The organism is Glycomyces xiaoerkulensis, assembly GCF_002798405.1.
Classification (GTDB): domain Bacteria; phylum Actinomycetota; class Actinomycetes; order Mycobacteriales; family Micromonosporaceae; genus Glycomyces; species Glycomyces xiaoerkulensis.
This window is the reverse complement of the sequence record NZ_PGGV01000027.1, coordinates 248,562-266,842: the sequence shown is the minus strand read 5'-3', so window position 1 is coordinate 266,842 and position 18,281 is coordinate 248,562. Positions and strand designations below refer to the sequence as shown.

15 protein-coding genes, 1 tRNA gene and 1 pseudogene are annotated in these 18,281 nt (G+C 69.6%); 8 read left to right on the top strand and 9 right to left on the bottom strand.

The annotated features are described in order from the left end of the window. Positions 1-4 precede the first annotated feature (4 nt). Positions 5-1,138, bottom strand: coding sequence for a hypothetical protein (locus CUT39_RS09915; RefSeq protein ID WP_100446036.1), 1,134 nt, complete (start codon positions 1,136-1,138; stop codon positions 5-7). A gap of 318 nt (positions 1,139-1,456) precedes the next feature. Between CUT39_RS09915 and CUT39_RS09910 the strand changes: the two genes are divergently transcribed. Continuing rightward, complete coding sequence (locus tag CUT39_RS09910; RefSeq protein WP_100446034.1) at positions 1,457-2,704, top strand: ABC transporter substrate-binding protein; 1,248 nt, start codon at positions 1,457-1,459, stop codon at positions 2,702-2,704. A 141-nt stretch (positions 2,705-2,845) separates the two neighbouring features. Here CUT39_RS09910 and CUT39_RS09905 read toward each other — a convergent pair whose 3' ends face one another. The 4 genes from CUT39_RS09905 to CUT39_RS09890 are packed head-to-tail and all read right to left on the bottom strand — an operon-like array spanning position 2,846 to position 6,994. Then, positions 2,846-3,688 carry an ABC transporter ATP-binding protein gene (locus tag CUT39_RS09905; protein WP_408611128.1) on the bottom strand — a complete coding sequence of 281 codons (843 nt, stop codon included), beginning with the start codon at positions 3,686-3,688 and terminating at the stop codon, positions 2,846-2,848. A gap of 11 nt (positions 3,689-3,699) precedes the next feature. Next, the gene (locus CUT39_RS09900) at positions 3,700-4,569 is read right to left on the bottom strand and encodes an ABC transporter ATP-binding protein (protein WP_100446030.1); all 870 of its coding nucleotides are present in this window, start codon (positions 4,567-4,569) and stop codon (positions 3,700-3,702) included. Beyond that, complete coding sequence (locus CUT39_RS09895) at positions 4,559-5,602, bottom strand: branched-chain amino acid ABC transporter permease (protein WP_100446028.1); 1,044 nt, start codon at positions 5,600-5,602, stop codon at positions 4,559-4,561. Before CUT39_RS09895 ends, CUT39_RS09900 begins: the two co-directional genes overlap by 11 nt. A 15-nt stretch (positions 5,603-5,617) precedes the next feature. Further along, positions 5,618-6,994 (bottom strand): branched-chain amino acid ABC transporter permease, encoded by a 1,377-nt coding sequence (locus CUT39_RS09890; protein WP_198587019.1) that lies wholly within the window; start codon positions 6,992-6,994, stop codon positions 5,618-5,620. 343 nt (positions 6,995-7,337) lie between these two features. Between CUT39_RS09890 and CUT39_RS09885 the strand changes: the two genes are divergently transcribed. Next, positions 7,338-7,412, top strand: a tRNA-Ile gene (locus CUT39_RS09885). A gap of 124 nt (positions 7,413-7,536) precedes the next feature. Next, positions 7,537-8,820, top strand: coding sequence for an RNA-guided endonuclease InsQ/TnpB family protein (locus tag CUT39_RS09880; protein WP_100446026.1), 1,284 nt, complete (start codon positions 7,537-7,539; stop codon positions 8,818-8,820). A 99-nt stretch (positions 8,821-8,919) separates the two neighbouring features. Here the strand turns inward: CUT39_RS09880 and CUT39_RS09875 are convergent, their stop codons facing one another. Continuing rightward, positions 8,920-9,669: an SDR family oxidoreductase gene (locus CUT39_RS09875; protein WP_100446024.1), complete on the bottom strand. Its 750-nt coding sequence runs from the start codon at positions 9,667-9,669 to the stop codon at positions 8,920-8,922. Positions 9,670-9,759: 90 nt separating this feature from the next. Here CUT39_RS09875 and CUT39_RS21765 point away from each other — a divergent pair. Next, positions 9,760-10,554, top strand: a pseudogene (locus CUT39_RS21765) (helix-turn-helix transcriptional regulator); the annotation flags it as partial. An 87-nt stretch (positions 10,555-10,641) separates the two neighbouring features. Here the strand turns inward: CUT39_RS21765 and CUT39_RS09865 are convergent. Next, complete coding sequence (locus tag CUT39_RS09865; protein WP_100446022.1) at positions 10,642-13,689, bottom strand: AfsR/SARP family transcriptional regulator; 3,048 nt, start codon at positions 13,687-13,689, stop codon at positions 10,642-10,644. A gap of 236 nt (positions 13,690-13,925) precedes the next feature. Here CUT39_RS09865 and CUT39_RS09860 point away from each other — a divergent pair, with 236 nt between their 5' ends. Next, positions 13,926-14,735: a putative hydro-lyase gene (locus CUT39_RS09860; protein ID WP_100446020.1), complete on the top strand. Its 810-nt coding sequence runs from the start codon at positions 13,926-13,928 to the stop codon at positions 14,733-14,735. Here the strand turns inward: CUT39_RS09860 and CUT39_RS09855 are convergent. Next, positions 14,732-15,406, bottom strand: coding sequence for a winged helix-turn-helix transcriptional regulator (locus CUT39_RS09855; protein ID WP_100446018.1), 675 nt, complete (start codon positions 15,404-15,406; stop codon positions 14,732-14,734). The two genes, CUT39_RS09860 and CUT39_RS09855, sit on opposite strands and share 4 nt — an antisense overlap. A 181-nt stretch (positions 15,407-15,587) precedes the next feature. On the opposite strand from CUT39_RS09855, the gene CUT39_RS09850 reads away from it, so the two are divergent. The 3 genes from CUT39_RS09850 (at position 15,588) to CUT39_RS09840 (ending at position 16,944) form a co-directional block, all read left to right on the top strand. Further along, positions 15,588-16,199 carry a carbonic anhydrase gene (locus CUT39_RS09850; protein WP_157930581.1) on the top strand — a complete coding sequence of 204 codons (612 nt, stop codon included), beginning with the start codon at positions 15,588-15,590 and terminating at the stop codon, positions 16,197-16,199. A gap of 12 nt (positions 16,200-16,211) precedes the next feature. Next, positions 16,212-16,502, top strand: a complete 291-nt coding sequence (locus CUT39_RS09845) for a 4a-hydroxytetrahydrobiopterin dehydratase (RefSeq protein ID WP_100446014.1) — start codon at positions 16,212-16,214, stop codon at positions 16,500-16,502. Positions 16,503-16,575: 73 nt separating this feature from the next. Beyond that, positions 16,576-16,944, top strand: coding sequence for a hypothetical protein (locus tag CUT39_RS09840; RefSeq protein ID WP_100446012.1), 369 nt, complete (start codon positions 16,576-16,578; stop codon positions 16,942-16,944). Between the two features lie 16 nt (positions 16,945-16,960). Here the strand turns inward: CUT39_RS09840 and CUT39_RS09835 are convergent, their stop codons facing one another. Further along, positions 16,961-18,238 (bottom strand): pyridoxal phosphate-dependent aminotransferase, encoded by a 1,278-nt coding sequence (locus CUT39_RS09835; RefSeq protein WP_100446010.1) that lies wholly within the window; start codon positions 18,236-18,238, stop codon positions 16,961-16,963. Positions 18,239-18,281: the final 43 nt, after the last annotated feature.

Below are 18,281 nucleotides of genomic sequence, written 5' to 3'. Positions count from 1 at the left end.
ACCGCTAGAACCGCACCGCCTCGCCGTCAAGGCTATCGGCCCGCCCGGCCGAGGCCCCGGCCCGCCGCCGGACCGCATACGCCACCGTCGCCGCCCCCAGCGCGGGCCCCCACACGAAGAACGGGAACATCCACACCAGCTCCGGCCGACCCGACCGGAACGCCGACACCACGAACGGCACCGCCGCCACCGTGAACAGATACGCCACCACCGACGCCGGAACGATCGCCACCGGCGGAGGCACCGGCCGACCCCGCAGCACCGGCACCCAGTACGGCCAGCGCTCACCCCAACGCCGCGCCAACCCCAGGCAGAGCACCCCGCCGGCCAGACACGCCGCACCCAGCAGCAGACCCCACAACCGCAGCCCCGGCTCGGCCTCCAGCGCCTCGGCACTCATCAGGAACGGCCACGGCGTCAACCACGTCAACCGCGTCAACCCGTACGGCAGCGCACAAGCGAACGCCGCACAAGCGGCCACCCGGCCCCACCTCGCGGCCCGCTCCGGTGCCGCCCAAGCCGGCGCGGCCGCACCCCGGGCCCGATACCGGCGCACCGCCAGCACCGCCCAGCACGCGCCGCCGACCGCCGACCACAACTCCGCCAGCGGGTACCACCCAATAGCCAGCAGCCCCGACCACAGCTCACGGCCGAGCCCGGCCACCACCGACGGCGCCAGCGGACCGGCGACCACCAGCCCCGACACCACCGCGACCACACCCGCGGCCGCCAGCGTCCGCCCCAGCCGACCCCGAGCGATCAGCACCGGCGCCGCCACCAACGCCACCGGCATCAGCAGCGCGCACGAATACCCGACCAGCGGCATCACCGACGTGCCGGGCACCCCCAACCCGAACACCACCGCCAAGGCCGCGGCCACCGGCCACAGGCGCCGGCCCCACCCGGCCAGCACCAGACCGGCCAGACCGGCCGCGGCCAGCGCCACGGCCCCGGACCCATCGGGCAGCGCCGCCGGCACCCCGAACACCGGCCGACTCACCGGATCGGCGAAAGGCCCGCCCTCCGGGTCGGCCAACTGCCACAGACCGACCGCCACCGCCGTAAGCGACCACACGAAAGCGGCCACCGCCGCCCGGCCCCCGGCCGGCCACCGAGAAGAAACAGTAGAAATGCTCATGCCCCGATCCTGCGCGGCCCCACCCCCTCCGGGCCTCCCTCCACCGAGCCGACCGCCTCCCCCCGTCGAGGGAAACCACCACCGACACGCCCGAACCCCCGGCCCACCCCCGCGGCAACCCCGAAGACCCCCGGCCCACCAGCCCGAAAACCAATAGGAAAGACCCCGACAAGAAGGTCACGGAGCCATCACATATCGGACCGGGAGTGGTCACAGCCGCTGGCGCCCAATCCCCCCACTGCCATAGGGTGTATTTCGGATCACTGTAACCTCCGCTCCTACCAACCGAACACATCTCGAACACACCTAGGAGAAAACATGTCCCGCTTTCCCCGAGCACTCCTGGCCACAGCGACGGCGGGTGCCACCGCATTCGCCCTCGCCGCCTGCGGCACCGACGATGACGACTCGTCCGGCGCCTCAGGCGATTGCGAAGGCACCGGCTTGACCATGGGCTCGATCCTGCCCCAGACCGGCTCACTGGCATTCCTCGGACCGCCCCAGTTCGCAGGCGCCGACCTCGCCATCGAAGAGATCAACGAAGCCGGCGGTGTCCTCGGCGAATGCGTGGAAATCATCCACGAAGACTCCGGCGACACCCAGACCGACATCGCCAGCCAATCCGCCGACTCCCTCATCGCCCAAGACGTCCAGGCCATCATCGGCTCCGCCTCCTCCGGCGTCTCCCTCCAATTCATCGACAAGCTCTACGAAGAAGGCATCGTCCAGGTCTCCCCGGCCAACACCTCCCCGGAGTTCACCACCTACGAACGCGGCGACTACTACTTCCGCACCGCACCCTCCGACGTCCTCCAAGGCCGCGTCCTCGCCGACCAGGTCATCGCCGACGGCCACGAGCAAGTAGCCATCCTCGCCCTCCAGGACTCCTACGGCACCGGCCTGGCCGACTCGGTCGAACAGAACGTCACCGAATTCGGCGGCGAAGTGGTCATGAAGGAGATCTACGACCCCAACGCCACCGAGTTCTCCGCCGAGGTCTCCCAACTGGCCGAAGCCGACGCCGACGCGGTCGTCCTGATCACCTTCAACGAGATCACCAGCCTCGGCCCCGAACTCGTCGAAGCCAACCTCAGCCCGCAGGACCTGGGCTGGTACTTCGTCGACGGCAACCTCTCCAACTACGGCGACGACTTCCCCAAGGGAATGCTCGAAGGCACCAAGGGCACCCTCCCCGGCGCCGACCCCGCCGCCCTCGAATCCCGCGTGCTCGAGATCGACCCCGACCTCGAGGACTTCTCCTACGCCGCCGAGTCCTACGACGCCACCCTCCTGGTGGCGCTGGCCGCCGTCGCCGGCGACGCCTACGATTCCGACACCATCAGGGACAACATGGTCGCGGTGAGCCGCGACGGCACCGAGTGCACCAGCTACTCCGAATGCGTCGACCTCCTCGCCGACGGCGAGGACATCGACTACAACGGCGCCTCGGGCCCGGTCGAGTTCTCCGAGGTCGGCGACGTCACCGCCGCCACCATCGGCATCTACGAATACCAGGCCGACAACACCTACGAGAACATCGACTACAACTTCCAGACGCTCGAGTAGACCGCAGCGGGTCCGACCCGTCCGATCCCCGGGGCGGCTTCCAGCACGGAAGCCGCCCCGAACCGTCCCCGGCGCCGAACGGCGCACAGCAGAACGCCCGCCGGGCCCGATCGACCGGGCCCGGCGGGCGTTCCCCGGGCCCTAACCCGCCCGGCCCAGCGTCCCCAGATACAACTCCACGACATTCGGATCGTCGATCAGGCTCTCGCCCGGACCCGTATAGGCACTCCGGCCCTGGTCCAGCACGTACCCGCGATCGCAGATCTGCAGACACCGCCTCGCGTTCTGCTCGACCATCACCACCGTGACCCCGGCGGAGTTGATCTGCTTGGTATTGAAGAACACCTCATCCTGCATGTTCGGCGACAACCCCGCCGACGGCTCGTCGAGCAGCAGCACACTCGGCTCCATCATCAGCGCCCGGCCCATCGCGACCATCTGGCGCTCACCGCCCGACAGCGACCCCGCCCGCTGGCTCCGCCGATCGGCGAGCACCGGGAACAGTCCCGCCACGAACTCGAACCGCCGCTTGAACGTCTTCGGGCGCAAGAACACGCCCATCTCGAGATTCTCCTCCACCGACAGCGTCGGGAACACGTTGTTCGACTGCGGCACGTACCCGACCCCGCGGGTCACCAACTGGTGCGCCCGCAGGTTCGTGATCTCCTCGCCCCGCAGCCGCACCGAGCCCGAACTGACCCTCACCAGCCCGAAGACCGCCTTCAGCAGCGTCGACTTCCCGGCCCCGTTCGGACCGATGATCCCGACCAGCTCGCCCTCCCGCGCATACAGGTCGGCGCCGTTGAGGATCGGCACACCCGGGATATAACCGGCATCGACCCGGTCGGCCCGCAGCAGCGCACCCTCGGCCGCAGCCACGTGCGCCTCGGGAGAGCACACCGCAGTGCTCGACTCGTCCACCTCGTCGGTCGGGACACCGGTCGGGGCGACGCCCTCTTCCTCGTTGAATTCCTCGTCAGACATCATGCGCCCCCTCAATGCGCCGCGCCGTCGTGATGCGCGCCCAGATAAGCGTCGATCACCCGAGGATCGGCCGAGATCTGATCCGGCGTGCCCTCCGTGATGACCTGACCGGCCGCCATCACGACCACCCAGTCGGCGATCTCATGGACCATGTCCATGTCGTGCTCGACGAAGAAGACCGTCATCCCGTCCTCGCGCAGATTCTTGATGTGCTCGAGCAACGTCTGCTTCAACGCCGGATTCACCCCGGCCATCGGCTCGTCCAGCATCACCATCCGCGGCTCCAGCATCAGCGCCCGCGCCATCTCCAGCAGCTTGCGCTGGCCACCGGACAGCTCGCCCGCGAAATCGTGCTGCTTCTCCAGCAGATTGAACCGCTCCAGCAACGCCAGCGCCCGCTCCCTGTTCGCGGCCTCCTGCCGCCGCCACAGCCCCGGAATCAGCCCGGCCCACATGCGCTCGCCCAACTGGTTCGCGGCCCCGATGAGCATATTGTCGATCACGGACATCCTGGTGAGCGCCTTCGTCAACTGGAACGTCCGGACCATGCCCGACCGCGCCACCTGATACGAGCGTTTGCGCCTGGCACTCCGGCCGTCGAACGACCACGCGCCCCTGCTCGGCCGGTCGAACCCGGTCAGCAGATTGAAGAACGTCGTCTTACCGGCCCCGTTCGGGCCGATGAGCGCGGTGATGGTGCCGCGCTGGACCTCCAGGTGCTCGACGTCGACCGCCACCAGGCCGCCGAAAGCGCGCCTGATCCCGTTCGCGGTGAGGATCGGGTCCGGCTTGGCCACACCCGGCTCCGGGGCGATATCGCCCAGCGCCGCGACCGCGGCCCGCCGGGCCGCCCGGTTGTCGGTGGATTCGCTATCTGACATCGAGCATCAGCTCCCTTCGGTCGCCGAGGATGCCCTGCGGACGGAAGATCAGCAGCAGGACCATCCCCAGGCCCAGCAGGAAGAACACCAGCGGCCCCACCTGAGTGGAGTTGAGGAGACCCGGCGGGATCACCTCGGCGCGGATGCCCTGGCTGAGCCCTTGGGCGAGGAGGTTGTACAACCCCCAGAATATTGCGGCGCCCAGGATCGGCCCGAAGAGCCTGGCGGCGCCGCCCAGGATCAGGACCACGTAGAAGTAAAAGGTGAAGTCGGTGCTGAACGTGTCGGGCTGCACGTTCGCGCGGCTGAGCGCGAAGGTGAACCCGGCGATCGCTCCGATGAGGCCGCCGATGATCAGCGCCTGCATCTTGTAGGCGAACACGTTCTTGCCGAGGCTGCGCACCGCCTCCTCGTCCTCGCGGATGCCCTTGAGCACCCGGCCCCACGGGCTGTGGACGAGCAGGCCCACCAAGACCAGGATGATCGCGACCAGGATCCAGCCGACGGTCATGATCCACAGGTCGCGGCTCGAGTACTGGAGGTCGACGATGCCGAAGTCGACGATCAGGCGCCCCGACTCCATCGAGATGAAACCGAACTGCCAGTTCGCGTCCGGGTTGTACGGGCTCATCGCGAAGAACGGCTCGCTGAAACCGCGCATGCCGTCGGAGCCGCCGGTGTACTCGGCCCACACCGTGGCGCGGGCCAGCCGCCGCACGATCTCGGCGGCCGCGATCGTCACGATCGCCAGATAATCGGCCCGCAATCGCAGCGTCGGGATGCCCAGCAGCAGCGCCATGCCGACCGCGGCGACCAGCCCGATCAGGATGCCCCACCAGAACGGGAACCCGAAGGCCACCACCGCCAGCGCGAGGCCGTAGGCCCCCATCGCGGCGAAGGCGGCCTGCCCGAAGTTGAGCAGACCCGTGTAGCCGAACTGCACGTTCAGGCCGATCGCGGCGATGGCGTAGATGAGCATCGTCGGGCCGATGGCCTGAGTCAATGCCTGGCTGAAGATGAAATGCCAATCCATGGAGATCTCCTAACCTCAGCCGATCCGCTCGCGCCGGCCGAGGATGCCCTGCGGCCTGGTGAGCATGATGAGGATGAGCACGGCCAAGGCGCCGACGTACTTCAGCTCGGGCGCGACCACGAGCGTCGACATCTGCACGAACACCCCGATGAGAATGGCTCCGATGAAGGCGCCGAACGCGGTGCCCAGGCCGCCCAGGATCACCGCGGCGAACACCAGCAGGAGCAGGTGCTGGCCCATGTCGAACTTGACGCCGTCGTTGATCGACAGGAACACGCCCGCCAGCGCGGCCAGGGCCGCCCCGATCGTCCACACCAACCGGATGACTTTGCCGACGTCGATGCCGGTGGACGCCGCCAGCGACGGGTTGTCGGCCACCGCCCGGGTGGCCTTGCCGAGGCGGGTGAACATCATCGCCAGCCCGATCAGCGTGCAGATGGCCAGGGCGATCAGACCCGTGTAGACCTCCTTGGGGGTGATGACCAGCCAGCCGAAGTCCCACGGCTCCTGGCCTACGTACTGGGTGTAGCGCTGCCGCGCGGCGCCGGTGAAGAACAGGGTCCCGAAGCGGATGAGCAGTGCCATGCCGATGGAGATGATCATCATGGTGACCAGGCCGGTGCCGCGGTTGCGGAGCCGCGACCACAGGCCCCAGTCCTGCAGCCAGCCGAACAGCGCCCCGGCGGCGACGGCGCCGAATGCGGCGACCCATACCGGCACGCCGACGGCCACGTTGAACAGCAGGGCCATGACGGCCCCGAAGGTCACCAGGTCGCCGTGGGAGAAGTTGGTGAGGCCGGTGGTTCCGAAGACCATCGACAGGCCCACCGCGGCGAGCGCGATCATCAGGCCGAAGTGCAGGCCGCTGAACAGGAGGCTCACGGCCCGGGTGGTGTCGGCGGCGCCCTCGATCTCGGGCGCGATCTCGTCCTCCGGTTCGACCTCGTCGTCGGCGCCGGTGGGCTCGTCTTCGGCGTCGTCGTCCTCGGCCGGTTCCTCGTCATCCGGGGGCTGGGCGTTCGGGTCGAGCTCGGTGTCGAGCGGGAACAGCACGGTCCGCATCGCGTCGGACACGTCGACTTCGAGTTGCGGACGCGCGTTCCGCACCAGCAGTCCATCCGGAAGCGTCGACTCGTCGAGCGCGACGATGTAGGTGCCGGGGCCTTCCAGGGGGATGGACCAGGTGCCGTCGTCGGCGCTGGTGGCGGTGCCGACCTCGGTGCCGTTCTCGTCGGTGACCGAGATCTCGGCGCCGGCGATCAAGTTGTCCTCTTGATCCTTCAGTGTGCCCTTGACGCCGATCTCATCCTGGGCTTGGGCGGTGCTGCTCACCCCCAATCCCAGCATCAGGCCGGCCAGGACGGCCGACAGCGTCAGTACTGCTCGTCTCAAAAGGGTCTCCCTCGGAGGTTTGGGGCATCGAGGCGCACGGTTGCATCGTTCGAGAAATACGCAAAGATGCGGGTGAGGCGAATCTTAAGGAGAGCCGGGCCACTGCTCCATGCCTCGTTATGGAACCGTTGCGAATGTGGCCCAGATGTTATCGGTTGAACCGGTATTTTCGGTTGCGCGGTGGCATACCGCTGCCCTCGGGCGGTCGCGTCGCCGTGGACCTCTTGCGCCGCATCCGCCCCGCCCTTGAGCGAGACCCCGCGAACCGGTGTGCCGCATGACCTGTATCAGTGGCACTCCGGTCGGCGCTGATGGCGCGGGTGTGAGAAGATATCTGCCGCCCGGGGCAGTAGCTCAGAGGGTTTAGAGCCGTGAACTCATAATTCATTGGTCGCGGGTTCGAGTCCCGCCTGCCCCACGGACGAGGCCCTGCCCAGCAGGGCCTCTTTTTCGTTCTCATCGATGTGTTCTGTCGGGTTTCGGACACATGTTGCCGCGTGTCGGTCGATTGGATCGCCTGTTGCAGTCCATACCGTGAAGGGGTGCTGCGAGGCTTTCGTGTCCGTCTGTATCCCACCGCGACTCAGGAGCAGTTCCTGAGCCGCACCCTGGGGTGCGTCCGCGTGGTCTGGAACCAGGTCCTCAACTGGCGCAAGGAGCAGTACGCCCAGCACCGCACGTTCGGGTCCTACCGAGACGCCTCGGGCCACCTGACCGAGCTCAAGCGCCGCCCCGACTTCGAGTTCCTGCGGGAAGTGTCCAGCGTTCCGCTCCAGCAGGCGCTGAGGCACCAGCAGCGCGCCTTCGAGAACTTCTTCGCCAAGCGGGCCAACTTCCCGCGCTTCAAGGCCCGTGCGAACCGCGGCAGCGCCACGTTCGCCAAGACCGCCTTCCGGATTCGGGACGGGCGGTTGCATCTGGCGAAGCTCGCCGAGCCGGTGCGGTGGGTGTGGTCGTTCGACGTCCCGGTCGAGGAGCTCGACGTCTCGAGCGTCACGGTCACTCGCGAGCCCGACGGATCCTGGTGGGCGTCGCTGTGCGCGGAGATGACCGACTCGCAGGAACCGGAACCGCCGGAGCCGACCGGCAAGGCCGTCGGAGTGGACCTCGGCGTACACACCTTCGGAACGCTCTCGGACGAGGCGGAGCCGCTGGAAGCGCCGGACCTTCGCCGCAAGGAGGCCAATCGCAAGCGCTACCAGCGACGGATGGCCCGCAAGAAGCCCGGCTCGGCGAATCGGAACAAGGAGCGGAAGAAGGCCGCCCGGGCCTACCGGAAGGAGCGCCAGGCCAGGGAGGACATGCTCCAGAAGACCACCACCAGGCTGGTGCGCGAGTACGACACCATCTGCTTGGAGGACCTCCACATCCCGGGGCTGCTGAAGAACCGCCGGATGAGGGCGCTGATCCAGCGGCTGGGCTGGAGGCGGTTCCGGGCGCTCCTGAAGGCCAAGTGCGCGCGGGCCGGCAAGCAACTCGTGATCATCGACCGATGGGAGCCGACCAGCAAGCAGTGCTCGGACTGCGGGTTCGTGCTCGAACAACTTCGCCTGGACGTCCGGAAGTGGACCTGTCCAGGCTGCGGCGCCCGGCACGACCGGGACGTGAACGCCGCCAAGAACATTCTTGCCGCCGGGCTGGCGGTGTTGGCCGAACAACGGGCTCGGGCCCGCGCGACAGCGGAGCCTGAGCCTGCGGCCGGCAAGGCCTGTGGAGCCCATGTAAGACCTCGGGGGCACTCACCCCCGAGGCAACGGGCCGCGAAGCAGGAAGCGGACCTCAGCGATGAGGTTCGACCGTTCTCCGGGCGGAACGGTCGAGAGTGAGTCTCTCTGAATGTTCCTATCCCGAGCGGTGATGTCAAGAGCGGATTGCTCTGACCGCCGACGTCCCGGACGGAGAAGCCAAGAGCTCTTCGCTCTGCCTCACCAGGGCACGGTCTCGCCCTCCAGGTATTCGATCCGGCCGTCGCTGCGGAATTCGCCCGACGGTCCGTCCTCGCCGATCAGGGCCATGTCGATCGCCACCTGGGCGGCGTCGGAAGCCTCCCGGACGCCGCGGTGGCCGTTCAGGTCGGTGGCCGTGAAACCGGGCGTGACCGCGTTGACCTTGGTCGTCGTGCCGCGGAACTCCAAGGAGTAGGAGACGGTGAGCATGTTCAGGGCGGCCTTGGAGGTCCCGTAGGCGCCCGGCTGGTGGCCGAGGATCGGCGAGTTGCTGCTCGTGATGGTCGCCATCGAGCCGACCTCGCTGGAGACGTTCACGATCCGGGCCGCCTCGGACTTGCGGAGCAGCGGGAGGAAGGCGTTGGTCACCGCCATGACGCCGAAGACGTTGACCTCGAACACCTCCTTGGCGGTCGCCAGCGTCAGTTCGCTCGTGTTCCCGTCGCCGTCGCCCTTGGCGATGCCGGCGTTGTTCACCAGGACGTCGAGGCGGCCGTATCGCTCTTCGACCCGCGCCGCGGCCTCCGCGATCGAGTCGGGGTCGGTCACGTCCAGGCCGAGGAACTCCGTCTGGAGGCCCTCGCCGCGGAGGGTCTCGGCCGCGGCCTCGCCGCGTTCGGCCGAGCGGGCCCCCACCAGCACGGTCATGCCCTTGCGGCCGAGGCCCCGCGCGACCTCGAGGCCGATGCCCTTGTTGGATCCGGTGATGAGTGCGATCTTGTCGGTCATGACCCGAGCCTGGGCCGGATCCGCGGCATCGAAAAGAGACCTCCTTATGGTGGTACCGGCCGTACCTGGTTGACGGCGCCCGACCGGGGGATGCTGGAGGGCATGGACCGAAAGCAGCTCGCCGACTTCCTGCGGGTGCGGCGCGCGGCCATACGCCCCGGCGACGTCGGGCTGCCCGAGGGCGCGCGGCGCCGGACTCCGGGGCTGCGGCGCCAGGAGGTCGCGCAACTGGCCGGGATCTCCGTGGAGTACTACATCCGGCTCGAGCAGGCCCGCGGGCCGCACCCGTCCGGCCAGGTGCTCGGGGCCCTGGGCCGCGCCCTCATGCTCGACCGCGACCAGCGCGCCCACCTCTTCCATCTCGCCGGGGCGCCGCCCGAGCCGAACCCTCCGGACCGAGAGGTCCCCCGCACCGCTCTCAACCTGCTGGCCGGGCTCGGCGATTTCCCGGCCTACGTGGTCAACGCCGCCTACGACATGCTGGCCTGGAACCGCATGACCGATCGGTTCATGTACTTCCTGTCGGAGATGGAGCCGGCCGACCGCAACGTCCTCCGCAGCAGCTTCACCGGCCCCGGCGTGTCGGAGCGGCTGGCCGATCCGGACCATCGCGCCTTCCTGCGCACCTGCGTCGCCGACGTGCGCGCGAGCCTGGCGCGCAATCCCGGCGACGTCGGGCTGCGCGGGCTGGTCGACGAGCTCCTTCGCGCCAGTCCCGATTTCGGGGAGATGTGGGCCGACCACGAGGTGGCGGTGCGCCGCGGCTACACCAAGCGGGTCGTGCATCCCGAGCTCGGGCCGGTCGAGTTCGACTGCCAGGTCCTCGAGATCCCCGGCAGTGAACTGCGGTTGATGGTGTACGTGCCCGAGCCGGATTCGGAGTCGGCCCGCGCCTTCGCGGGACTGGCCGATTCGGTCCGTGCGGCGCGGGGGAGCGGCGTCATCGTGCCGTTACCACCGGGGCCGCATCGGTCAGGCGACTGGAGCCGCGGCGCCTCGGTGGGGGTCGATTCCGAGCCGGGTGAACAGGTCGTGGGCTTCGGCGCGGCAGTCGGCGGCCGCTTCGGCGTGGTCGGCCCGCTCGTAAGCGCGGGCGAGGGCGACCAGGCTCCTGGCCTGCCGCAGCGGGTCGGGCATGGCCGCGAACACGTCGGCCGCCTGCCGCCCGAGTTTGATCGATCGGTGCAGGTCGCCGGTGCGGGCGTGCAGCTTGCACAGCACCCGAGCGCGCACCGCGAGCGTCTCGGAGGTCTGGTAGCGGTCGAGGCCGTCGACCCGGTCGAGCGCTTCGCGGGCCCGGTCGACCTGTCCGGTGTCGACGAGCAGTTCGGCCAGCCGGTAGGTGTAGACGAGCTGGTGCCGCCAGGAGTTGACCTCCTCGACCAGTTCGAGGCCCCGGGTGAGCGCGGCCTCGGCGCGCACGTGGTCGTGGTCGGCCCGGTGGACGGCGGCCTGGCGGAAGTAGAGCCGGGCGTGGAAGTACTTGGAGGGGTGGTCGCGCAGCATCTCCGAGATGGTCTGGCACAGTTCCTCGGCGGCGGTGACGCGCTGGGTGTCGATGTAGAGCTCGGTGAGCGACAGCAGCGGGTAGACCGAGGTGGGTCCGCCTTCGAGGGAGGCGTCGATGTCGCGGGCGCGCAGCAGGAGCGTCTCGGACTCGGCGTAGATGCCCATGCGGCGCAGCACCGAGCCCAGTGAGGTGAGCACCTCGACCTGCACCTGCCGGCGGCCGGATCGTTCGGCGGCGGCGACGGCCTCGCGCAGCAGCGAGACCGCTTCGCGGTACCGGCCGGCCTGGGTCATGGTGGTGCCGAGGTCGCCCCGGGCTTTGCCGGTGGCGTCGCCGTGGGGGGTGCGCCGCAGTGCCGCCAGGCGCTTGTGGGCGTACCGCATCGATCGGTCGAGGTCGCCCGAGGCGTAGGCGACGGCGTCGGCCAGCGCGTAGGCGCGTACGGCGTCCATGGGGTCGTCGGATCGCTGTCCGGTTTCGATGGCGCGTTCGGCGACGAAGGCGAGTTCGGGCATTTCGTAGAGGGTGTCGCTGGGTTCTTCGCGGTATCCGGCGTCGGCGAAGGCGACCAGGCGGGTGAGGAGTCGGGAGGCGGTGGGGTGGCCGTTCCAGTCGAGGAAGGTGGAGATGATGTTGCGGTATTCGTTGACCGGGAGTCGGGTGGTGTCGCCGTGGGTGTACCAGTGGACGACCTGTTCGCGTAGTTGCTGGAGTTCGGGTGGGTTGAAGGCTTCTTCGGCCTTTCGGCGGGCGTATTCGCCTACGAGGTCGTGGAATCGGTAGCGGCCGGGGCGGTATTCCTCGATGCGGTTGGCGGTGACGAGTCGGGAGAGGATGCGTTCGGTTGTGGCGGGTGGGCCGTCGGCGAGTGCGGTGGCGAGTCCTTTGCTGATGTCGGCTCCGGGGAGGCAGGCGAGTTTGAGGTAGAGCTGTTCTTCGTCGGGTCCGAGGGTTTGGAATGACAGGTCGAATGCGGCGGCGACGGTGGTGGTGGGGTCGCCTTCGACGGCGAGTTGGGGGAGTCGGTCGTGGTCGGTGAGTTCGGTGGCGGTGTCGGCGAGGGTGCGGTCGGGTTGTCCGGTGAGGTTGGTGCCGACGATTCTGAGTGCGAGGGGGAGGCCGGCGCATGCTTTGGCGATGTGGCGGGCGGCTTGGGGTTCGGCGGCGAGTCGGGCGGTGCCGGCGATGTTGGTGAGGAGTCGGATCGAGTCGTCGGGTTCGAGGGAGGGGACGCTGATTTGGATGACGTCGTAGAGGGCGGCGAGTTCGGCGAGTCGGTAACGGCTGGTGATGACGGTGGCGCATTCGGAGGTGGCCGGTAGGAGTGGTTTGACCTGTTGGGCGCTGTGGGCGTTGTCGAGGACGAGGAGTGTGCGGGTGTCGGCCAGGCGTGTTCGCAGGAGTGTTGCGGCTTCGTCGGTGTCGGAGGGGATGGTTTCGCTGGGGACGCGGAGTGCTCGTAGGAATCCGGCGAGGGCGTCGAGGGGGGTGAGTGGTGGGGCGCGGTCGAAGCCGCGGAGGTTGACGTAGAGCTGGCCGTGGTCGAATCGGTCGCGGGTGCGGTGGGCCCAGTGGAGTGCGAGTGCGGTTTTGCCGGTGCCGCCGATGCCGGAGAGTACGGCGATGTTGGGGCCGGGTTGGAGTAGGCGGTCGAGGGTTTGGAGTTGGGGTCGGCGGCCGGTGAAGTGGACGCTGTCGGCGGGGAGTTGGGCGGGTGGCGGGAGGGTGTCGTCGGGTGGGGGGACCTCTGGGGTTTCTTTGGGGCCGTTGAGGGTGGGGTCGTTGCGGAGGATTGCGGTGTGGAGGTCGCGGAGGTTTTTGCGGGGGTCGATGCCGAGTTCGTCGCTGAGTCGCGCTCGCATGGTTTCGAAGGTGTCGAGGGCTTCGGGGATGCGGTCGTCGCGGTAGAGGGCGGTCATGAGCAGTTCGGCGGTGCGTTGCCGGTAGGGGTGTTGTTCGAGGACTCGGCGGAGGTCGCCGATGAGTGCTTCGCCGGTGTTGAGGGTGAGGGCGAGTTCGGCGCGGTCTTCTTCGGCGGCGGCTCGTTCTTCGTTCCAGAGTGCGGCTTCGGCTTCGATGACGCGTCCGGTGAGGTCGGTCAGGGTCGGGCCGCGCCATAGTGCGAGGGCTTGGCGGAGGCTTTCGAGGGCGGCTTCGGGTTCGGAGGCGTCGACTTGTTCGCGGGCGATTCGGACGCCGGATTGGAAGCGGAGTGAGTCGAGTTGTTCGGTGCGTATTTGTAGTCGGTAGCCTTCGCCGACGGTTTCGATTCCGGCGATGTCGTGGTCGAGCAGGAGGCTTCGGGCGTCGGCGACCTTGTTCTGGATCTGTCGGCGGGTGGTGGCGGGCGGGCGGTCTTCCCACATGGCTTCGATGAGTTTGGGCGGCGGGACGACGTGGTTGGCGTCGAGTAGCAGTACGGCGACGAGGCGGGGGAGGACGCGGCCGGGGAGGGGTACGGGGGCGCCGTTGCGCGTGATCTGGAGTGGTCCGAGGATGCCGAACTCCATGGGCGACCTCCGGTTCGGGCGGGGCGTCCGGTGCGCCGGGCTGCGGGGCCTGCGGTGTGCGGGCCGGGGTGCGGCGTCGGCACGTGGTGCAGGCGGGGACGAACTTCCAGTGTAAGTCGATTCGGTGGGCGCCTGGGAACCCTGCGGGGCGGGCCGGTTCGGATTTATGAAGAAGTGATGAGTCTTATGTCGCGTCGGGTCGGATGCTCGGGGCAGCGAATCGTTGAGGAGGAGACATGTTCGATGGACAGCGTCCTGAACCGCGGATCCTTCCGGCCGAGGCCCGAGTGGGCTTCCGCGAGGGGCTGGTGGCCTCGACTGCCGGCTGGGCCCGCGGGTTCGTCCAGGCGGGGCTGATCAGCGTGCCCGGCCGCTATGCGGTGGCCTTGCGTCGCTTCGCCGTCCGTAACCAGCGGGCGTGCCCGCTGCTGGACGTGGTCGGTCCCGGCCGGTTCACCTCGGTGCTCGCCGAGGGCGCCGACCTGCGTCGCGACTTGCCCGCTTATCTGGTGTGGCGGAACGGGTCGGTCGTGGACCGGCGCTCGGAGGTGGCCGGGCTGTGGAGCGGGGATCTGGTGACGTTCCTGGTCGGTTGCGCGTTCACGTTCGAGTCGGCTCTGGCCGAGCGGGGCGTGCCGATGCGTCACTGGGAGCAGGGCCGGCCGGCGCCGATCTACCGCACCGCCCGCCCCTGCTTGTCGGCCGGGCGCTTCCGGAGCCGGCTGTTGGTGTCGATGCGGCCGGTGCCGTCGCATCTGGTGGCGCGGGCGGCGATGGTCACCGAGGCGATGCCGTACGCCCAGGGGGCGCCGGTGCACGTGGGGGCGCCCGGCGGGCTCGGCATCCGCCGCCTGGACCGGCCGGATTTCGGCGAGCCGGTCGAGATCGCTCCCGGGGACGAGCCGGTGTTCTGGGCGTGCGGGGTGACCCTGCAGGAGGCGGTGTCGCAGGCCCGGGTGCCGCTGGCGATCACGCATGCTCCGGGGTACATGCTCATCACCGACCGCCGCGCCCGGCTGCGGGTCCCGGCGTCGACGCCGCTTTAGACCTCCGCTTCGAGGCGGGAGGCGGAGGCCGGTTCGGGCAGTCGGAACATGCCGAGGAATCGTTCGGCCATGGCCTGGTCGCCTTGGACGGTGATGCGGCCGGCGTGCAGTGAGACGTCGAGGCTGCGTCCGCCGAGGGTGAGTCGTTTGAGGGTTTCGGGGTCGGTGCGGATGACCGCGTGCGGGTGTTCGGGGCGCCCGGGTGCCAGCAGCAGTTGGGTGTCGAGGATTTCGGCGACGAACGGCCGGTCGCCGATCCACAGTTCGAATGCGGCGTCGAAGTCCTGGGCGGCGACGGGCGTGAACAGGCCGCGCATGGCGAGGATGAGGGCGTCGGTGCCGGTCGGCGCGTCGAGGGGGATCGCGGCCGAGCGTGCGCCCCAGCGGATGAGGGGGACGATGATCGCTTCGAGTTCGCGGCCCCATTCGCTGAGTTCGTACACCTTGGAGGCGGCCGGGGGCGGGAGTCGGCGCTTGGTGACCACGCCGTGGGTCTCCAGTTCGCGGAGGCGTTGGGAGATGACGTTGGCGCTGGCGCCGTGGAGGCCGGCGCGGAGGTCGGTGAATCGTTTGGGCCCGAGTATGAGTTCGCGGACGATCAGGAGCGACCAGCGTTCGCCGATGAGGTCGAGGGCGTGTGCGGCGGGGCAGCCGTCGCCGTAGGTGCGCACGTGTTCCTCCAGGTCGGCGTGGATGGCTCTGCGACCGCGATCATACGATATCGAAGCAAGATCATTTACTCCTGCTGCAGGACCGGAGGATCACGTTCCGGTAACGACGGGTCCGCGGATCATATGTGTCGCTGCGCGCGGACACCTTGCGGGTCCCGCTTCGATTCGGCACCATTCAGGGGTGCCTGAATCAACCGCCTCCGCACTGATCGAGAAGCACCCGGCCGGCTCCACCCTGGTGGGCCTGATCGAGGGCAACGGCCGGTTCGTCGCCGGCGAGCCCCGCTACCGGCGCGACATCACCGCGGCCCGGGGCGCCGCCCCCGACCAGCGGCCCGGTGCCGCCGTGTTCACCTGCATCGACTCGCGCGTCACCGCCGAGTCGGTCTTCGACTGCGACTTCGGCCAGCTCCTGGTCGTCCGGACCGCCGGGCACGTGCCCGACCGGGCCGCGGTCGGCTCGCTCGAGTTCGCCGCCGCCGAGCTCGGCATCGGCCTGGTCGTGGTGCTCGGCCACGAGCGCTGCGGTGCCATCGGCGCGGCCGTCCGGGCCGTCGAAGCCGACACGCACGACCCCCGCAGCGACTACCTGGTCGAGCAGTTGTGGCAGCCGGCCTCGCAGGCGCTGGCCGAAGCCGGCCCGGAACGGGAGGTCGCCTCGCACGCCATGCGGCTGCAGGTGCGGCGCACCGTCGCGGACCTGTCCCGCCGCACCTCGCTCGAGGACGTGCTGGTCGTCGGCGCGGTCTACGATCTCGACACGGGAGTCGTCTCGCTGGTCGAGGAGAACTGACACAATCGGATCATGACCGATAGAGCGTTGACCGAGGCCGAGATCGAGCTGGCGCTGTCCGAGCTGCCGGGCTGGACCCACGCGGGCGACCGCCTGGAGCAGTCGTGGACCTTCAACGGCCACCTGGCCGCCGTCTCCGCGGCGGCGGCTGTCGGCTGGCTCCAGGAGCGCCGAAACCACCACGCGGACCTGACGATCCGCTACAACAAGCTGACCGTGTCGACCACCACCCACTCCGCCGGCAACAAGGTGTCGGAGAAGGACACCGACCTGGCGCGGGCGATCTCCGAGATGCTGGACTGACCGCCGCCGAATCGAGGCGTGCGCCTTCGCCGCCGACCTGTCATCATTGAGGTACAGCAGGTGGGGAGGTGTCATGGGCGCCTTTGATTCTCGCGCCTCGAAGGCCGACAGGCGGATCGCCCTGGGCCGGCTCGCGGCGGCGCGCCGCCGCCGGAGGATCGGCTCGCACGACTACCGGCTGCGCCGCCGACTGGCCCGCCGGGCGGTGAGCGTCGCCGAACTCCAGGCGCTCCTGTGGGACCTGGAGGACATCACCGCCGGCCGGGACCACTGGCGGTACGGCCGCTGGCGCGGACCGGTCCGGGACGGACGCGAACTCGAGATCCAGCGCGTGGTGGGCGTGCTGTTCCTGGCCATCGGGCTGCTCATCGCCGCCGCGGTGGTCTACGCCGCGTTCACGGCGGTCCACGCCGCGTTCGCGGCGGTCGAGACCTGGTTGTGAGCACGCCCGCCGCGCCTCACGCCACACCCACCAGCGACTCGAGCTTGCCGCGCAGCCCGGCGACCGCCCGATCGATCCACGGCAGCTCCAGCGGCTCGGTGGAGACCAGCGCGGCCAGCCGCTCGGAGTCGTTCGCGCCGTAGATCCCCGGCACCGCCACCCGCAGCGTCAGCGGCTCCGTCCGGTCGCCGCCGAGCCCTTGGTCCGGCTCCCCGAACGCCGCCCCCGGCAGCACGCCGATCCCGAACCGGTCGAGCAGGACCCGCGCCAGGTCGGTGCTGCCGCGGACCGACCATTCGGCTTCGAGAGCGCCGCGCAGGGGTGCGAAGTCCGGCCATACGTAGAACCCGCCCTGAGGCGGGGCGACCTCGCAGCCGACGGCGCCGAAGACCTCGGCGACGGCCCCGGTGACCGCGCCGTGGAGGCGCCGCGAGGCGACCAGGCGGTCGGCCAGTTCGACCGGGTCGGACCAGGCGTAGGCCGCGGCGTGCTGCATCGGCATCGGCGGCGACGACCACATCTCGGAGGCGATGCCGCGCACGGCCTCCCGCAGGCGCGCGCCCTCGCCGGAGTCCCCGAAGCGGGCGGCGCCGAGGCGCCAGCCGCCCAGGGCGTAGTTCTTGCTGAGCGCGGTGGTGGTGACCGTCCGCTCGGGTGCCCAGGCCGCCGGGGACGGGAACGGGCCCTCCTCGAAGACCAGGTCGCGGTAGATCTCGTCGGCCAGGATGGTCAGGTCCTGTTCGCGGGCGACCTCGCAGACGGCCTTGACGGCGGTATCGGAGGCCAGCCGCCCGGTCGGGTTGTCCGGCAGGGTCAGGACCACGACCCTCGGGTCGAGGCCGTCCCGGCGTGCGGCGACCACGGCCGCCTCGAGCGCCTCGGCGTCCGGGACGCCGCCCTCACCGGCCGGTGCCGGCACCCGCAGCGGGCGGCGGCCCAGCAGCGACGCCTGGGCGGCGTAGGAGACCCATGCCGGGATGGGGATCACCGGGTCGCCCCCGGTGGCGGCCAGGACCGCCAGCAGCAGCGGTTTCGATCCCGGACCGAGCAGGACCTGGTCGGAGTCGGTGGTCAGGCCGCGGCGGGTCCAGTACCCGGCGGCGGCCTCGCGGGCGGGCCGGATGCCGGAGACCGGTCCGTAGGAGGTTTCGGCGGCCGCGTCGCCGAGCCGCTGCCCCAGCAAGGGGTGCACCGGGATTCCGGCCTCGCCGAAGGCCAGCGCGAGCACCTCCTGTCCGGCGGCGCGTCTGGCTGCGATGGTCTCGCCTGCGGCGAGGGTGGCTGAGACGGTCACGGGTGCTCCTTCGTGTTCGGTGTTTACGGCACCCAGACTGGTC